Origin of the sequence: Paenibacillus sp. MAEPY2 (assembly GCF_000499205.1) — a bacterium.
Classification (GTDB): Bacteria; Bacillota; Bacilli; order Paenibacillales; family Paenibacillaceae; genus Paenibacillus; species Paenibacillus vandeheii.
The window spans coordinates 1-548 of record NZ_AWUK01000092.1; the positions used below are offsets into that span (position 1 = coordinate 1).

The window sequence follows — 548 nt, forward strand, 5'->3', positions numbered from 1 at the left end:
GTCTATCGTGTACAAGGGTTCACCTGTACAAACTGTGCCGGTAAATTTGAAAATAACGTAAAAAGACTTCCTGGTGTCACAGACGCACAAGTTAACTTTGGGGCAGCCAAAATAACCGTAATGGGAAATGCAACTGTTGAAGAGCTGGAAAAGGCAGGCGCTTTTGAAAACTTAAAGATAACGCCTGAAAAGCAACGAGTTATAGAAAAGAAAGAGCCATTTTGGAAAGAGAATTGGAACGTGCTTCTCTCACTTGTATTGATGGCGGCAGGTTACTATTTGGCCTCGTACTATGGTGATGAAGCCATGGTTCCTGCATTGGCATTCGGTACCGCCATTATTATTGGCGGGTATGAACTATTTAAAAAAGGGATCAAGAACCTGTTTCAGCTGCAATTCGATATGAACACACTGATGACGGTTGCCATTATCGGTGCAGCTGCTATAGGAGAATGGAGCGAAGGCGCTGTTGTTGTGTTGCTCTTTGCCATTAGCGAAGCGTTAGAACGCTACTCTATGCAGAAAGCACGTCAGTCGATCCGTTCACT

General features: G+C 44.2%; 1 protein-coding gene. It reads left to right on the plus strand.

Going from position 1 to position 548, the window contains the following annotated elements:
* On the plus strand, positions 1 to 548 hold a 548-nt coding region (locus tag P364_RS0134420), incomplete at both ends, for a cation transporter (RefSeq protein WP_024634484.1).